Origin of the sequence: Sorangium sp. So ce117 (assembly GCF_051524395.1) — a bacterium.
Classification (GTDB): domain Bacteria; phylum Myxococcota_A; class Polyangia; order Polyangiales; family Polyangiaceae; genus Sorangium; species Sorangium cellulosum_B.
In genome coordinates, this window is the sequence record NZ_CP150309.1 from 919001 (window position 1) to 932016 (window position 13016).

Annotated in this window: 10 protein-coding genes; 4 read left to right on the forward strand and 6 right to left on the reverse strand. The window is 71.7% G+C overall.

What is annotated here, in order from left to right:
• Positions 1-200 precede the first annotated feature (200 nt).
• Together WMF46_RS03495 and WMF46_RS03500 are read left to right on the forward strand one after the other, a co-directional pair.
• On the forward strand, positions 201-773 hold the full coding sequence (locus WMF46_RS03495; RefSeq protein ID WP_437984289.1) for a hypothetical protein: 573 nt from the start codon (positions 201-203) through the stop codon (positions 771-773).
• Positions 774-1181: 408 nt separating this feature from the next.
• On the forward strand, positions 1182-1763 hold the full coding sequence (locus WMF46_RS03500) for a hypothetical protein (protein WP_437984290.1): 582 nt from the start codon (positions 1182-1184) through the stop codon (positions 1761-1763).
• A gap of 184 nt (positions 1764-1947) precedes the next feature.
• Here the strand turns inward: WMF46_RS03500 and WMF46_RS03505 are convergent, their stop codons facing one another.
• From WMF46_RS03505 to WMF46_RS03520, 4 genes are all read right to left on the reverse strand, one after another.
• Positions 1948-3633 carry a protein kinase domain-containing protein gene (locus WMF46_RS03505; RefSeq protein ID WP_437335956.1) on the reverse strand — a complete coding sequence of 562 codons (1686 nt, stop codon included), beginning with the start codon at positions 3631-3633 and terminating at the stop codon, positions 1948-1950.
• Between the two features lie 280 nt (positions 3634-3913).
• Positions 3914-4741, reverse strand: coding sequence for a bifunctional hydroxymethylpyrimidine kinase/phosphomethylpyrimidine kinase (gene thiD / locus WMF46_RS03510; protein ID WP_437984291.1), 828 nt, complete (start codon positions 4739-4741; stop codon positions 3914-3916).
• 260 nt (positions 4742-5001) lie between these two features.
• Positions 5002-6216: a hypothetical protein gene (locus tag WMF46_RS03515; protein WP_437984292.1), complete on the reverse strand. Its 1215-nt coding sequence runs from the start codon at positions 6214-6216 to the stop codon at positions 5002-5004.
• Positions 6217-6282: 66 nt separating this feature from the next.
• Positions 6283-6507 carry a hypothetical protein gene (locus WMF46_RS03520; RefSeq protein ID WP_157907469.1) on the reverse strand — a complete coding sequence of 75 codons (225 nt, stop codon included), beginning with the start codon at positions 6505-6507 and terminating at the stop codon, positions 6283-6285.
• A 202-nt stretch (positions 6508-6709) separates the two neighbouring features.
• Between WMF46_RS03520 and WMF46_RS03525 the strand changes: the two genes are divergently transcribed.
• Both WMF46_RS03525 and WMF46_RS03530 read left to right on the forward strand, forming a co-directional pair.
• Positions 6710-7495 carry an ABC transporter ATP-binding protein gene (locus tag WMF46_RS03525; RefSeq protein ID WP_437984293.1) on the forward strand — a complete coding sequence of 262 codons (786 nt, stop codon included), beginning with the start codon at positions 6710-6712 and terminating at the stop codon, positions 7493-7495.
• A gap of 6 nt (positions 7496-7501) precedes the next feature.
• Positions 7502-9697, forward strand: coding sequence for an ABC transporter permease subunit/CPBP intramembrane protease (locus WMF46_RS03530; protein ID WP_437984294.1), 2196 nt, complete (start codon positions 7502-7504; stop codon positions 9695-9697).
• A gap of 80 nt (positions 9698-9777) precedes the next feature.
• Here the strand turns inward: WMF46_RS03530 and WMF46_RS03535 are convergent, their stop codons facing one another.
• Positions 9778-11715 carry a glycoside hydrolase 5 family protein gene (locus WMF46_RS03535; RefSeq protein ID WP_437984295.1) on the reverse strand — a complete coding sequence of 646 codons (1938 nt, stop codon included), beginning with the start codon at positions 11713-11715 and terminating at the stop codon, positions 9778-9780.
• A gap of 188 nt (positions 11716-11903) precedes the next feature.
• Positions 11904-12923, reverse strand: a complete 1020-nt coding sequence (locus tag WMF46_RS03540) for a LacI family DNA-binding transcriptional regulator (RefSeq protein ID WP_012233297.1) — start codon at positions 12921-12923, stop codon at positions 11904-11906.
• Between the last annotated feature and the right edge of the window lie 93 nt (positions 12924-13016).

Genomic DNA, 13016 nt, shown 5'->3' on the forward strand with positions numbered 1-13016 from the left:
GTGGGTAGTTCCTGCGCGCCCTCCCACGCCCCTGCTGCGCGCGAAGGTGAAGGGAGACCGCTCGCAGCCCCGCTTCCTTGGCCCGCCGCGTCGGTCGCGGTTAGCCTCCGGACTGCTCAGGGGGAGAGTTGGCTGGAAAATTGCACCGAAACTGGGACGAACCGCCCTGGCCAGCCAGCCAAGAGGAAATGGAGAAGTGCATGGTGCCGAGCCGTATCTGGACCGCCATCGCGATCGTCTGGGCCTTCTGCGCCGGTGGCTGCGGCCAGGTGGCGGCTGTTCAGGAGGCGAGGATCAGCGAGCAGGGGGGGTTCAGGAACCCGGAGCACCGGCTCGCCGCGGCAGAGGACGGGGGTTACTGCAGCGCCGAGGTGCTGCGCTGGCAGTACGATGAGCCGGCGGCGACGCTCCGCCTTGCCGATGCCCGTTTGATGCTCGACTGCTGCGGGAAGCGCGCGATCCACGTCGAGAGGATCGACAGCCTCTTCGAGGTTACGGAGCGGGACGCGCCGGACGGCGCCGGAGGTCGCTGCAGCGAGCAGTGCGCCTTCGATCTGTCCGTCGGCGTGCGCGACGTCCCGCGGGGCGAGGTCTACGTGAAGCTGCTGCGCGACGTCGTCGATCAGCAGGGCGGCCCGGCCGTGATCTGGAGCGGCTCCCTCGATCTGGGTGGCTCCGCCGGCGCGGTCGTCCTCGACGAAACCCCCGCGGAAGCCGGCTGCCAGGCGAAGGGCTCCCCGCGCCAGCGCAGCAAGACGGTCGCCGCGCGATGAGGCGCTGAACACGCGCCTTCGGATCGCCCCGCAGCACCTCGCGTCCGCGGTCGGCAGGGGGACCTCGCGAAGGTCCCGCCGCGCATCGCCGCGCATGGCAGCGCGTCATGGGGTGGGATGGTGGAGGATGGTGGAGGAGCTTGGTTGACCATGACGTTCATGGTCAGAGAATCGGGCTAACTCTGCTACTTTCGCCTGGACAAGGTTTCCAGAAACCCGTAGATCACACTCGAATGTGCGTGCAGCTGCTCCGGGGTGCGGCGCATGTGCGCACCTTATGTACGTTGGCTTGCAGCTGAATCCCTAGGCGCAAGTAGCGGATACGTGAAGCGCGTTTCTAGAGGCCCTGGTTCTTTGCCTTTTGGGCGTATTTTGACAGTGTCGCGGGACAGCCAAGGAAATCGGGGCATGAAGTACCTGGGGGTCTGTGGAGCGCTTGCAACGGTGGGGTCGCTGCTTGCTCTGAGCGCGTGCCTGGAAGCGGAGCCCGCGCAGGTGGGGCTCGTGAGCGAGGCCGGCGGGTTCGTGGATCCGGAGCGGCGGCTCGCCTCCGAGGGGGAGGAGAGCTACTGCGGGGCCGAGGTCCTGCGCTGGCGCTACGATCCGTCGAGCGGCGCTCTGAAGATCGCGGACAGCCGGCTCTTGCTCAACTGTTGCGGCCAGCGCGCGATGCACGTCGACAGCATCGACAGCATCTACGAGATCACCGAGCGGGACGAGCCCGACGCGGCGAACCCGAGGTGTGATTCGGTCTGCGCGTTCGACTTCGCGGTGGCGATCCCCGAGGTTGCCCAGCGCAAGGTCTACGTGCGGCTGCTGCGCGACGTCGTCGACGCTCAGGGCAGCGCAGAGCTCATCTGGCAGGGCGAGATCGACGTCCGGAAGTCGGCCGGCGAGGTAGTGCTCGATCGCGTCGCCGCTCCGGGCGAGGCCTGCAGCGGGCCGTCCCAGCATCCGCTCACCGCCCAGCATCCGCTCGCCGTCCAGTAGCCGCTTGCTGCTCCGGCCTGGGAGCGGCCCCGTTGCGCAAGAGCGCTCGCAGGGTGCAGTGCTGCGTGGCGTGCTGCCGGCGCGGTGCGCCTGGTGATGGGCTCCGTGCCTTCGTGACGGAGCGCGTGCGCGAGCAACCGCCCGGTGGTTGAGCGACGGCCGAGCGACGACCCGGCGGTCTGCCTCAGTCGATCAGCGTGCGCGCGGGGCGGCCAGGCTCGCACTTGACGAGCGTGGCGGTCAGCTCGAGCGTCTCGGGGAGCGTGCCCTGCACCTGCGCGACGACCTGCTCGACCACGTGCTGGGCCTCGTCCAGGTTGGGACCCACGATGGAGACGACGAACGTGAGCGGGCCGGTGCGCCCGGCCGCGGCCGGCGTCAGGCTGAGCAGCAGCGTCTGGGTCAAATCGACGACCTGAAGCGCGGCCTTGCGCAGCGCGAGCATCTCGAGGATCGTCGGGCGCAAGCTCACGAGGCCGTTCTGGCCGCGGAGCTCGAAGCGCGCGATCTGCATCGGCACCTCGGCCCACTCGGCGAAGAAGCCGTCCTCGTCGATGGCCTTCATCAGGTACTCGCGCACGAGCAGCCCCGTGAGGCCGTCGCGCCGGGCGAGGTAACGCTTCGCCTTGTCGTGGTGCGGCGAGTCGGGCCCGAACGTGACCACCATGAGACGGCACTCGCCGAGCTGCACCTCGGCCCCATGGAGCAGCGAGACCTGCGCTTTGCGCTCGAAGGGGAAGTCCGCGTACGTGCCGTTCGTGCTGTTGAGATCCTCGACCAGCCAGGAGCCCGTCTGCCAGCGGAGGAGCGCGTGTGAACCGGAGACGGTCGCCTCGGCCAGGACGAGGTCCTGATCGCTGCGGCGGCCGATGGAGAGCACCGGCTTCTGCAGCGGGAACAGCGTGGCGACGCTGTCGGGCGCGTTCGTGGCGTACGTGATGAGCAGCGACTGCGCGCCGGGCGTGAACTGCGTCTTGATGGCCCGCCCAGGCGCGGGGCCGGGATCGATGCGCTCGCGCGGCAGCTGGATCGGCGCGGTCGTGGTCTGCGTCGGGTTGAAGAACCGCATGTGCCGCGCCTGCGGGCGCATCTGCGGATCCGGGTTCAGCGCGCGGAAGATCTGCCTGATCTCGTCGTTCGTCAGCGCGGCGGGCACGTCGAACGTGATCTGCTGCTTCATCGTCTTGAGCCGCGGCTTGTAGCCGGGCTCGGGGACGCGGCAGGTCCACATCTCCCAGAGCGTCAGCGCCGCCGCGTAGACGTCGTCCTCCGGGCTCGCGCCGCCGCTGCGCAGCCGCTCCGGCGACATGTAGTGAGGCGTGCCGCCGTCCGGAGGCGCCCCCGGCTTGCGCACGGCGGCGCGGGCGCGCTCCTTCGCGAAGCCGAAGTCGAGGATGACCGCCCGATCGTCGGCGACCATCACGTTGCCGGGCTTCAGATCGCCGTGCACGAGCCCCTGCTGGTGGATCGCGGCGAGCCCCGCGCAGACGTCGGTCGAGATCTTTCGGAACTCGTCGGCGCTGAACCCGCCCGACGTCTTGCGCTTGCGGATGTGGTTGTGGAGCGTCTGCCCGGGGATGTACTCCATCACGAGGATGGGGCCCCACGGGCTCGGGGCCAGGTCGTGCACGCGGCAGACGTTCGGGTGGCGGGCCTTCTGCGCGAGGATCACCTCCTGCCGCAGCGCCTCGTCGTCGCCGGGCATGGCGGAGGCCTCGGGCACCACCTTGAGCGCCACCTGTTGCTGGGTCAGGCGGTCGAAGGCCAAGAACACCTCGCCCATGCCGCCTTTGCCGATGCTCTTCAGGACCTCGTAGCGGTCGTTGATGACCGTTCCGACGTCGATGGGAGGGAGGGGATCTTTGGTCACGGCCACGGGCGCACGAAGGGTGAGGAAGAGCTCCGCGACGGCGCCGAAGGAGACGCGCCGGGACGCCGATATGGACTGCGCGCAGGGTCGTCCATTCGAGCGCCGGGCGCAACGAGTCGTTGCACAAGCGCTGCACGCGGCCCGTCCGGCGCCGCACCGGGCCGCCCCGCCGCTCCTTCGCAGAGCCGCCGGGCCGCCGTGCGGGGCCCGCGGCGCGGGGCCGCCGTGGTCGTCGCGCCCGTCGCGCCCGTCCACAGACGCGCGCGGCGCGCCGCGCTGTTCAGGGGAACGGCCGCGCCGTGTGGGCGTGGTTCAGCGGCCCGTGGCCCTGGCCGAGCCCCGGCGCGGAGCGCATCGCCTCGCGGAGGTAGCGCCTCGCGCGCCCGATCGCCGGGACGAGGGCGAGACCCTGGGCGAGACCAGCGGCGATGGCCGAGGCGAGCGTGCAGCCCGTGCCGTGGGTCGCGCGCGTCTCGATGCGAGCGTCCTCGAACAGCTGCTCGCCCTCCGGCAGCGCGGCGCCGCCGGGCCCCGGCGCGACCCGGAGGACGTCGACGACCGTCGCGCCCGGGAGGTGGCCCCCCTTCAGCAGCACGGCGCGCGGACCCATGGCGAGCAGCTGCGCTGCGGCGCTGCGCATGGCGTCCACGCTGTCGATGACCACGCCGGTCAGCGCCTCGGCCTCGGGGATGTTCGGCGTGAGCAGCGCCGCGAGCGGCAGGAGCCGGGCGCGCAGGGCGCCCTCCGCGTCGGGCTTCAGCAGCCGGGCGCCGCCCTTGGCGACCATCACCGGGTCCACCACGAGCGGCGCGCCGCGGCCGAGGCGCTCGTAGACGCGCGCGACCTCGTCGATGACCTCGGCCGAGTGGAGCATCCCGGTCTTGATGGCGTCCGCGCCGATGTCGTCGAGCACGACCTCCATCTGGCGACCGATGAAGTCGGGTGGCACCGGGAACACGGCGTCGACGCCGCGGGTGTTCTGGGCGGTGAGCGCGGTGATCGCCGTCGCGCCGAACGCGTCGAGCGCGGTGACCGCCTTGAGATCGGCCTGGATTCCTGCGCCGCCGCCCGAGTCGGAGCCGGCGACGATGAGGACGCGTCCTTTCATGGCGCGCTCCGGCGGCGGGCGGTCGCGGAGGCCGGTCGGCCCCCGCGCGGCAGGTGCGCTGGGAGAGCGGGGAGCGAGCTGCGAGAGGCGCGCATGGCGAGCGCGCAGGGTGTCCTGAAATGCAGCGAGTGGCGAGGGGTTCTTGCTGGCGGCGCGAGAGGGCCGCGGTTCGCTGGCCAGGGAGGTCGGGCCGGCGGCAGGTCGAGCGCTCTGCTCGTCGCCGCGAGCGCAGGCGCCCGAGCCGCGATCCCGGCCGCGCGTCAGAGGCCAGCGCGCACGATCTCACCCGACATCGGGCTCCCGGCCAAGCCGCGGTTGGACCAGTAGACGAAGCCGTTCCGGAGGCGGACGCTCGTCGGCCGCGCCTGGTTCGAGGCGATGACGCGAGGGCCGCCGCCGCAGCCGTCCAGCGGGCACATCTTGACGACGCCGTCTGCGCTTATGCCCGTGCCGAGAGCGGTCCAGTACACGCCTGTGGGGCCGACAGCCATGCTGGTCAATGACGCCTCGCCCTCGACGAAGGTCGTCGGGCTGCCGCCGCACCCGGTCTTCTTGCACGCGAAAATGGTGCTCTTGGCCGCGTTCATCACGTAATGAATCCCGTCGTGGATTGCCATGACGACGCCGTGCTCGGCGTGGAGCTGGATCGCGCCGTCGGCATTGCCGGGATCGCAGAAATAGACGCCTCCGGGATCGGTGGGGTGGGCCCAGTAGACGGTCGTCCCATCCATGACGAACGAACGGATCCCATCCGCGCTCACGCAGCGGATCCGCTCGCATTGGCCGTTATCGCACTCGAGGACATCGAACTTGTCCGAGATGCGCGCCACGCCGTCATCGCTCACCTGGATCTGGTTCAGGTTGCCCACGATGGACTCCAACACTTCCACCGGCGACTTGCCGAAGCAACCGGCCGCTGGGCATCTGTAGTAACGGCGCGCCCCTCCGTCGTTCGGGGAGCTCAGCCAGTGCACGAAATTCGGATCCACCGCGACGAGGTACGGAGTGGCGATGACGGCGGTCGTGGGAGGCCCGAGCCCCTCGGCGAGGACCACCGGAGCCGGGCAGCCTGCCAGGGGGCAACGCAGCAGCGTGGAGGTGGAGAGGATGAAGACGCTCTGGTCGTCGATCGCGATCGAGTACGGGTCGTCAAGGCCGGTGGCGACGACCTCCGGGGGCAATGGGTGCGTGTCCCCTCCGCCAGCTGCGCCCGTTCCTCCTCCCCCACCTTCGCCGGCGCTCACGCCGCCGCCGGTCCCACTGCCGACCGGCGACGCGCCGCCGCTGCCGACCGGCGACGCGCCGCCGCTGCCGGTCGGCGACTCGCCGCCGGTCCCGCCGCCGCCGCTGTCGCCGAACGAGCGCTCCGCCGGTGAGCAGGCGACTGCCAGGAAGCCGGACGGGAGGGCCGCCGCGCCGAGCATCACGAGCGATATCGCGAAGAGCCGTTGCCGCATCGGCGACGAGTATGCCACAGGGCGCGCCGAGCGAGGCGACCACGGCACGGGGGAGGGGGCCTGATCGTGCTGGAGGCCTCAGCGTCAGTAATGCTTGTCGAGGACCGCGGGATCCTTCGTCGTCGCGAAGACCGTGTCGCAGCGCCGGCACCTGTACTTCACCTTCGTCGGCCGGGCCGAGATCCCGAACGCGAGCTGGATGTAGCCGAGGACGCGGTACTCCGCCTCGGCGCTCACCATGTAATGATCGCGACCATGGCCGCAGGGGCACTGGACCGGCTCGGGCGTCGTACGGTCGCGGTAGGGCATCGAGGACGGGCTCGTTGGCATGGACGTCAGCGTAATCTAGGGGGCCCGCGGCGGACGTCGAGGGGGGGCGCCGCCACGCCGCCAGGACGGAGGCGACCGGGCGGCGCGAGCAGAGGGGCGGCGCGCCGCGGCACGCGCTGCGTGCGGGTCCGTCCGACGGGCGCTTTGCGCCGGGCCGCGGGCCGAACTAGGAGACGCTTCCATGCGCCCCGCCCTGCACGCCGAGCGTCTGGTGAAGCGGTACGGCGGCGTCACGGCCGTGGACGGGGTCGATCTCGCCGTGCACGCCGGGGAGGTCGTCGGGCTGCTCGGGCCGAACGGCGCGGGCAAGACGACGACCTTGCGGATGCTCGCCGGCATCCTGTCGCCCGACCAGGGGCAGATCCTGGTCGGCGGCGTCGACCTGGCCGCGAGGCCGCTCGAGGCGAAGCAGCGCCTCGGCTTCCTCTCCGGGGACACGCAGCTCTACCAGCGGCTCACGCCCCGCGAGGTGCTCCGCTACTTCGGTCGGCTGTACGGCATGGAGGAGGCGGCGCTCTCGCGCCGGATCGACGCGCTCGTGGCCGACCTGGAGATGGATGCGTTCGCCTCGCGGCCGTGCGGCACGCTCTCCACGGGGCAGAAGCAGCGCGCCAACATCGCGCGCGCGTTCCTCCACGAGCCGGAGGTGCTCATCCTCGACGAGCCGACGACCGCGCTCGACATCCTCAGCGGCCGCTTCATCGTCGCGTCGATCCGGCGGGAGCGCGCCGCGGGCAGGGCGATCCTCTTCTCGACGCACATCATGAGCGAGGCCGAGTACCTCTGCGACCGCATCGCCCTCATGCACGAGGGGCGCGTCGTCGACGCCGGCACCCTGCCCGAGCTCCTCGGGCGCTCCGGCACAACGAACCTGACCGACGCCTTCCTCCACCACGTGGAGCGGAGCCGCCCGGGCGCGGCGCGCGACACGCCCGAGCGCGCCGGCGCGCCCGCGCCAGGGGGCTGAGGCGCCATGAGGCTCGCCATCGTCTGGACGATCCTCCGCAAGGAGCTCCTCGAGTCGCTCCGGGATCGGCGCACGCTCGTGCGCCTCGTCGTGGTCCCGCTCCTCCTCTATCCGCTCTTCGCGCTCGCGATGAGCAAGCTCGTCGGCGTCGAGGCGGCCGCGCGCGAGGCGCGCCCGTCCAGGATCGCGGTCTGGGGAGAGCTCGCCGAGGGCCTGCAGGCGAGGCTCTCCGCGGCGGGCAAGATCGAGCTCGCGCCGTGGGCCGGCGCGCCCCCCGACGTGCGCGAGGGGCTCCTCTCCGGGGCGCTCGCGCCCCCGGCGGGGCCAGAGCCCGCGCCGGACGACGGCCAGGCGGCGCCCCCGGAGGCCGAGGCCGAGCCGCCGAGGTGGATCGAGCCGGAGAACCCCGTGCTCGCCGCGGCGCGTGCCGCGGTGAGCGAGCGCAAGGTCGACGCGGTGCTCGTGCCGTGGCCATCGATGGGGGCCGAGCTCGGGCGCGGCGGGAAGGGCGCCGTCGCGATCTACTTCGACTCGGTCCGCGCCGACTCGGCCACGGCAGAGGCGCGCCTCGAGGGCGCGCTGCAGCGCGCCCGCAGGGCCATCGTCGCGGATCGAGAGGCGGAGCGCGGCCTGCCCGAGGGGTTCTCGCGCGCGTTCGACGTCGTGCCGCGCGACGTCGCGGCGGACAGCCGCAAGGTCGGCCAGATCCTCGGCGCGATGATGCCGATGCTGCTGATCCTGATGTCGCTCCTCGGCAGCTTCCTCCCGGCGATCGATCTGACGGCGGGCGAGAAGGAGCGCGGCACGATGCAGACGCTGCTGTGCGCGCCCGTGCGGCCCATCGAGATCATCTCGGGCAAGTTCCTGGCCGTGTGGGTCATCTCGCTGCTCACGGCGCTCGGCAACGTGGTGAGCATGTCGCTCACGGTGAGCCGGTTGCTGCCCGACGCGATGGTCGTCGGCCCCGGCACCTTCGCGCTGACGTTCGTGCTGCTCGTGCCGGTCACGCTCCTGTTCTCGGCTCTTTTCCTCGCGCTCGCCGTGTTCGCGAAGGACTTCAAGGACGGTCAGAACGCGCTCATGCCGGCGTACCTGCCGCTCTCGCTGCTCGCCGGCATCACGGCCCTGCCGGTGGTCGAGCTCAACCCGTGGACGGCCTACGCCCCGGTCCTCAACATCGCGGTGCTGATCAAGGCGCTGTTCGTCGGAGAGGCGCCTGCCGATCTCCTCTTCACGGCGCTCGTCTCCTCGGCGCTCTATGCTTGCCTCGCGCTCCTCTTCGCGGCGCGCGTCTTCGAGCGCGAGAGCGTGCTCCTCGGGGGGCACGAGTCGGCGCGCGCCGTGCTCGGCCTGGGGCGCCGGGCCGGCGGGGCGCCCTCGGCGGGCTTCTCGCTGGCGGCGTTCGCGGGCGTCCAGGTGCTCTTCTTCTATGGCAGCCTGCTCATCGCCCGCGCCAGCGTGGCGGTCCAGCTCGCGGTCTCGCAGGTCGGCTTCTTCCTGGTCCCGACCCTCGCGCTGGTCGCCGGCTTCGGCTACTCGCCGCGGGCGACGCTCGGCCTCAGGCCGGCCTCGGTCCGGGGCCTCGCCGGCGCGCTGCTCCTCGGGGTCGCCGCGTGGGCCGCGATCGGCGGCACCGTCCTCCGGTGGTTCCCCGCGCCGGAGCCCTTCGCCCGTGAGCTGGGCGAGCTCGTGCTGCTCGGCGGGCAGCCGTACTCGGTCGTCCTGCTGCTCGTCGCCGTCACGCCGGCCGTCTGCGAGGAGCTCCTGTTCCGCGGCCTCGTCTACGCAGGCCTGCGCCGCGCCGGGCCCGCGGTGGCGATCGGCGTATCGGCGCTCCTCTTCGGGCTCGCGCACGGGTCGGTGTACCGGCTCTTGCCGACCTTCTCGCTCGGGCTGGCGCTCGGCTACGCGCGCCACCGCACCGGCTCCGTTTTGCCCGGGGCGCTGCTTCACGCCCTGAACAACGGGCTCGCGGTGTCGCTCCTCTATTTCAAGCCGTCATGGGCGCAAGGCCTCCTCGAAGGAGAGCTCCTGCCCTGGAGCGTGACGTTCGCGGGGATGGTCGTCTCGCTGGCCGGGCTGCTCCTGCTCCGGTTCTCGGCGCCGAGCGCGCCGGAACCGGAACCGGAAGGGAAGGCGAAGATGGAAGCGCGCGATCGCCACGGCGCCGGCGCTTCCGGAGACGGTGGGGGACACGACTGAAGCTGGCGAATGCGGTGGTGGTGTGCGAGTGCGCGTGGAGGGGAATCGCGCACCAGCACCCTGGGGAGCTACGCCCGCGCTTACCGCGGCTCCGGCCGCAGCTCGAGGATCCGCACGTCGTACGGCGCGAGCTCCACGGCGTGGACCGGGGACTTGCCGCCCAGCTCGGTCAGGTGCCCTGAGGCCACAGCGGGCTTCACGGAGAGCGGCTGATCCGCCTGGCTGACAAGGAACACGAAGCGGCGGCCATCCCGGTGGCGCAGCGTGTCGGCCGCGACGCGCGGGTCGTCCACCGTCACCGGTCGCTTCACGCCGGCGAGCTCGGCGAGCGCGTCGTAGATCCTGTAGGTCGGCTCCGGGTTGATCCGCGGGGTCGCCGCGGCGAAGTGCTCGATCGGATAGGTGCAGAGCACGACGCTGCCGCTCCCGATCTTGCGCCGCAGCAGCGCCGGCCGGCCGCGCTGGTCGACCGCGACGACCTCCGCGCCCCTCGGGCGCACGGGCAGGTAAGCGCGGCTGTGCTCGGTGCCGGAGACCGGGAACGTGAGCGTCGTGCCCGCCGCGATCGTGCCGAACTGGCATTCGAAGGTGAGCTTCGCGCGATCGTCCTCGATCGGATCGATCATCCCGTAGCGCAGCTGGTGCTCGACGCCGAACATCGCGTTGAGGTGCGCGTACCACGGCCCGCGCTGCGACCCGTGTGTGCCGTGGCAGTACGACGCGTAGACGACCGCGCCGGCGGACGCCAGCCGCTCCAGGAGGTGCCATGTGGGCGCGGTCAGCTGCTTGGCCGACGGCAGCAGGTAAAGGCGGCAGTCCTCGGCGATCCCGTCCCGCTCGCGCGTCAGCCCGACCGGCAGGTCCGCCTCCTTCGCCGCGATGTAGGCCTGCCGCAGCATCGTGAACAGGTAGCTGCGGTCCTCGGCCTCCGTGAACGGGAACGCGCCTTCCAGGTACGACGGGACGATCAGCGCCGCGTCGGCCGGCTCGCGCTCACAGCCGAGGACGTCGATGTCGGAGAGCACCTTGGCGAAGCGGGCCATCTCCTCGAGCTGCGGCTTGGGGCGGCCCTCGACGGTCGTCAGCCCGAAGTGGAGCTCGAAGGGGTGGTGCCTGTAGGGATCCTGGTGGATGAGATCGAAATCGGTGTTGTTCCAGCCGATCCACCCGGTGGCGCCGGCCAGCAGCGTGTTGTGGAGGACTTGCCGGTAGTAGTGCGCGGCGTTCTCGTCGGACGCGAAGGCCGACGAGACGCCGAACTCCTCCAGCACCACGGGCTTGCCGAGGAAGCCCGTGAGCTCGCAGACGAACGCCGCGCCGTAGTGCTGGCGCGCCAGGTCGTTCTCCATCCGGTACACGTGCGGGCCGAGGAAGTCGACGAGCGCGCCGAGATCGCGGACGGAGAACCCATTGTCGTTCCCCGTGACCTCGATGCCCCACGCGCCGTCGCCGATCGAGATCGGCTGGCTCGCCCCGCCGGCCCGCAGCGCCTGCACGACCAGGCTCGCCCAGCTCGTGACGTTCTCGCGGATCGAGCGCTCGCGCTCGCCGTAGATCGGCATCTCGTTGGAGACGAGCCAGCCCGTCACCGCCTGGTGCCCCGCGAAGCGCCGCGCCATCTGCTCGGCGAACCAGGCCTGCCGGGCCACCATCCACACGTCGCCGTAGAGGTCGCGCCCGCGCCGCCAGACCGGGTCCCAGTTCTCGCCGGACATGTGGCCGACGAGGAGGGTCGGGATCGTCGTGAGGCCCGCCTCGACGTGCGCCGCGAGGAAATCGGCATAACGCGCGACGCAGTCCTCGTCGATCCGGTCCGGCTCCGGCATGAAGTGCGGCCAGTAGAAGAACGACCGGGTCATGGTCAGTCCGTGATCGGCGAGCACCCGGAGCTCCTCGCGGACCACGAACGGATCGTAGCTCTGCCACATGAGCGGGCCGCCGCGCCGCGACCAGAAATTGGCCCCCAGCCAGGCGACCGCCTGTTGACGAACTGCGACTTTGGCGAAATTGCGGTGCATAGTCCTCACGTCCTGGTCATGCAGAGCGGCGCTCTCGAACACCGTCCGTCCCCCTGCTCGCGGAGCGGGCCGCGCGCTCGAGGCGCGAGCGGCGGGCAGGTGACTTAATCGGTTCAGTGTACGATACTTAATCGGTTCAGTCTACGCGCCCGTGCGGGGGGCCGGGCCCTTGCTCGGGCCAGGCCGGCTCATGCGCGGGGGGGCGGGGCGGTGCTGCCCCGCGTCGCGAGCGTCGGCGCGCTGCACTCGTCGTCGGTGACCGGCTCTCCGGCGACGAGGCGGAGGAGCAGCGCGGCGGCGCGGGAGCCGTGCTCGGCGATGTTGCGGCGCACCGCGGTCAGGGCGGGGTGGACGAGCTGGCACAGCGCCGAGTCGTCCCAGGCCACGATCGACAGGCGCTCCGGCACGGGGACGCGCATCTCGTGGGCGACCGCGAGCGCGGCCACGGCCATCACGTCGTTGTCGAAGACGATGGCCGTCGGCGGCGAGGCCTCGGCCAGGAGCCGCCGTGTCGCCTGGCCGCCTGCCTCGCCCGTGTAGTCGGCGTGGACCGTCTGCACCCGATCCAGGCGCCGCTGGCGCGCGGCCGCGGTGAACGCCTTGGTGCGGACCGCGGTGTGCACGAACTCGGCCGGGCCGGCGACCCGCGCGATCGACCGGTGGCCCAGCGCGGCCAGGTAGTCGACGACGGCCCGCATGGCGCTCGCGTCGTCGCTCCACACCGCGGGCAGCTGCCCCTTGCCCGCCGGCCCGCCGATCACCACCGCCGGGAGCTTCAGCTCCTCGATCAGCTTCACGCGCGGATCGTCGTCGCAGAGGTCGACGAGGATCACCCCGTCGACCCGCCGCTCGGCCCACCAGCGGCGGTAGGTCTCCACCTCGGCCACGCGATCCTCCGTGACCTTGAGCAGCAGCGCCTCGGCCTTCTCGGACAGCTCCGCCTCGATGCCGGAGATGAGCTGCATGAAGAACGGCTCGATGCCGAGCATGTGCGCGGGCCGGTCGATGACCAGGCCGACGGCGCCGGCGCGGCCGTCGGAGAGCGCCCGCGCCGCGTTGCTCGGCTGCCAGCCCAGCTCCGCCGCGATGGCCAGGATCCGCTCGCGCGTCGGCTCCGACACGCCGGGCCTGCCGTTCAGCGCATACGACACCGCTCCTTTGGATACCCCCGCCCGCCACGCGATGTCCGTGATCGTCGGACGCTTCACGCCTCACCTCCGCTCCAGGCGACGGAGCGCGCCTGCCGTGTGAACCCGCTCCGCCGCATGGCCCCGGTGGATAGCACGGCGGCCCGCTGGCGA

Coding starts and splice junctions, on each gene's coding strand:
- thiD (WP_437984291.1), bottom strand. CDS start 4,741: ATGAAAGGACGCGTCCTCATCGTCGCCGGCTCCGACTCGGGCGGCGGC.
- WMF46_RS03530 (WP_437984294.1), top strand. CDS start 7,502: ATGAGGCTCGCCATCGTCTGGACGATCCTCCGCAAGGAGCTCCTCGAG.
- WMF46_RS03500 (WP_437984290.1), top strand. CDS start 1,182: ATGAAGTACCTGGGGGTCTGTGGAGCGCTTGCAACGGTGGGGTCGCTG.
- WMF46_RS03495 (WP_437984289.1), top strand. CDS start 201: ATGGTGCCGAGCCGTATCTGGACCGCCATCGCGATCGTCTGGGCCTTC.
- WMF46_RS03525 (WP_437984293.1), top strand. CDS start 6,710: ATGCGCCCCGCCCTGCACGCCGAGCGTCTGGTGAAGCGGTACGGCGGC.
- WMF46_RS03535 (WP_437984295.1), bottom strand. CDS start 11,715: ATGCACCGCAATTTCGCCAAAGTCGCAGTTCGTCAACAGGCGGTCGCC.
- WMF46_RS03520 (WP_157907469.1), bottom strand. CDS start 6,507: ATGCCCTACCGCGACCGTACGACGCCCGAGCCGGTCCAGTGCCCCTGC.